Below are 2,202 nucleotides of genomic sequence, written 5' to 3'. Positions count from 1 at the left end.
CGCGATTTCTATGGGGTGGCCGTGCGGGTCATTGCGTGGGACCCAGAGCGCGGCCGAGTCATTTTCCTGCGAGACGGCTACGAATACGAGTGCATGCAGCCGGTTGAACAGTTTCGGGCGAAGTTCAGGAAAATATGATGAGAAGTAACATGATGATCAATAGCGAAAATTTCTATCATAGACCTGACGGGGAATTATGCTTAAGCCAGTCCTTAAGCGCGTTATCCATTCGGGTTTGCCAACCTGAGCCTGTCGCCTTGAACGCCTCAATGACTTCCGGTGAGCAGCGAATGGTTATCCGGGTTTTCGTCGTTACAGCCACCGGGCGCCCTCGCTTTTTCAACTCCTTGAAGGACTCAAGTTTTACGTTATCACCATCAAGCAGCATGGTATCGGGATCGGACAGCGCGGCTTTAGTGATGGCCTTGTCTTCTTCCGGAGTAGGCAGAATAGTACCTGGTCTAAGTTTAAGTTTCGACATGACGTTTAATCTCCCGGCTATTGGCCTTCCTGAGGCTGATAATGCGGTATGCGTCGTCCCTCTCAACAAATACCACGCAACAAATTCGTTCGTGAAGGTAACCAAAACCGATGAGCCTATCTTCGCCATAGTCTCGGCGTATATCCGGCATATATATCGCATTTTCCCAATCGAAAAACTCGGCTTCAGCAAGAGACATCCCATGCTTTGCCTGATTGCTTGCGTCCTTGTGAGGGTCAAAGATTATCTTCATATAATTATTGTATGTACAAAAAATGCCATGTCAAGTGTTCTTGCTTCTCTGAACTCCGGGCGTTATAGTCCCAAGGCAACGGCAAAATCCGTTGCCGGGCTTGGCGGCCTGGAATTTACAGTAGCGCACAACCGCGCTAAAAGCGGTTTTTTTGTGCGCGAACCCTTGGCACATCTGAATTATGGTGGCCTGGGTGGTGAAGCCTTCGGGCTTGCCGGGTTCTACTGTGACCGGTCCGCCAACGCCATTCAGGTCACCACCATTGCGCTTGGCGGCGTCTCTGGTGGTGAGTTATCAAAGCTCACAGTAGAGGCCGTCATCATGGCTACTTTCCCCGCCCAAATTGCACCCAAAATCATTATCGCCGACGGCCGTGCCGTTACCACTTCAATCGCCATTGCCGAATACTTCACCAAACGCCATGACGACGTCTTGAAGAAGATCCGTACCTTGGAATGCTCACCCGAATTTACTGCCCGCAATTTTGCGGTGAGTGAATACACCGATGCTACGGGTCGGAAACTTCCCTGTTATCAAATCACCCGTGACGGCTTCGCGTTTCTCGCCATGGGCTTTACCGGCAAACGAGCAGCCCGTTTCAAAGAGGACTACATCAACGCCTTTAACAGCATGGAACATGCTCTGCACCGTGTCCCGTGTGTAATGAATATCCAAGCTATTAGCTATCACACTCAAGTGATCGCCGCCGCATGGCGGGAACGTCTTTATCCCATGTTAGTAGACGTTAAATCCCCATTGGCGCATGAACTCAATGATCATATTTGTGATGCTGCGTTCGTAGCTGGCCTGCTTTGTTCATCCCTAGCTAATGCAAAAAGGGGGCAGGAATGAGTATCAAGTTGATGTCACAGGTCTGGGAAGTTCAAAGCCTGACGCAGCCACGCAAGATGCTACTGCTGGCGGTCGCGGACTTTGCAAACGATGAGGGGCATAGCTGGCCGTCAGTCGAAACGCTGATGAAAAAATGCAGCTTTAAATCCGACAGCGGAGTACGCCGCGCCCTGGCCGAACTGTCTACCGACGGGTGGCTGAGTAAATCATCCAGAAGCGTAAAAGGGGCGAATGGCCGCCGGCAGCAGGGAAGCAATGCTTACCAGCTAAACCTGTCTAAACTCCTTGCTGAATCACTTGCCGAGCCTATACGCCGTACAGGCTCACAGCCTGCTATTGAGCCTGTACAGGATGAAGGCTCACAGCATGAACCCTCATCGTATGAAGGTTCACAGGATGAGGGTTCACCAGACAGCAAAAATCCGCATTATGAGCCTGTACCCGATACACCCGATCCGTTAGTAAATTCAAAACAAGATCCATCAAATAAAAAACACTTTTGTCAGCCGCTAGCGGCCGACCCTGAAATTGAAATTACTGATCAGGCTAAACAGGTCCTAACCCACCTGAACCAGACCACCGGTTCCCGGTACCAGGTCAGCAAATCCTCTCTCGA

At 50.8% G+C, this 2,202-nt stretch carries 5 protein-coding genes; 3 read left to right on the top strand and 2 right to left on the bottom strand.

Features of this window, described 5'->3' with window-relative positions; translation table 11 throughout:
- Positions 1–138: DUF4222 domain-containing protein (locus FCN80_RS25065; protein WP_136993031.1), on the top strand; the 138-nt coding region annotated here is incomplete at its 5' end.
- Positions 139–175: 37 nt separating this feature from the next.
- Here FCN80_RS25065 and FCN80_RS25060 read toward each other — a convergent pair.
- Both FCN80_RS25060 and FCN80_RS25055 read right to left on the bottom strand, forming a co-directional pair.
- The gene (locus FCN80_RS25060) at positions 176–481 is read right to left on the bottom strand and encodes a BrnA antitoxin family protein (protein WP_136993030.1); all 306 of its coding nucleotides are present in this window, start codon (positions 479–481) and stop codon (positions 176–178) included.
- Positions 468–680, bottom strand: coding sequence for a BrnT family toxin (locus FCN80_RS25055; protein ID WP_230492946.1), 213 nt, complete (start codon positions 678–680; stop codon positions 468–470). Before FCN80_RS25055 ends, FCN80_RS25060 begins: the two co-directional genes overlap by 14 nt.
- Positions 681–683: 3 nt before the next feature.
- Between FCN80_RS25055 and FCN80_RS25050 the strand changes: the two genes are divergently transcribed.
- Both FCN80_RS25050 and FCN80_RS25045 read left to right on the top strand, forming a co-directional pair.
- The gene (locus tag FCN80_RS25050; RefSeq protein ID WP_306767936.1) at positions 684–1,586 is read left to right on the top strand and encodes a Rha family phage regulatory protein; all 903 of its coding nucleotides are present in this window, start codon (positions 684–686) and stop codon (positions 1,584–1,586) included.
- On the top strand, positions 1,583–2,202 hold a 620-nt coding region (locus FCN80_RS25045; RefSeq protein ID WP_136993027.1), incomplete at its 3' end, for a helix-turn-helix domain-containing protein. The genes FCN80_RS25050 and FCN80_RS25045, both read left to right, overlap by 4 nt.

Origin of the sequence: Martelella alba (assembly GCF_005217455.1) — a bacterium.
In the GTDB taxonomy this organism is placed as follows: domain Bacteria; phylum Pseudomonadota; class Gammaproteobacteria; order Enterobacterales; family Enterobacteriaceae; genus Acerihabitans.
This window is presented reverse-complemented; position numbering and strand designations above follow the sequence as displayed.

Coding starts and splice junctions, on each gene's coding strand:
- FCN80_RS25060 (WP_136993030.1), bottom strand. CDS start 481: ATGTCGAAACTTAAACTTAGACCAGGTACTATTCTGCCTACTCCGGAA.
- FCN80_RS25050 (WP_306767936.1), top strand. CDS start 684: ATGCTTTGCCTGATTGCTTGCGTCCTTGTGAGGGTCAAAGATTATCTT.
- FCN80_RS25055 (WP_230492946.1), bottom strand. CDS start 680: ATGTCTCTTGCTGAAGCCGAGTTTTTCGATTGGGAAAATGCGATATAT.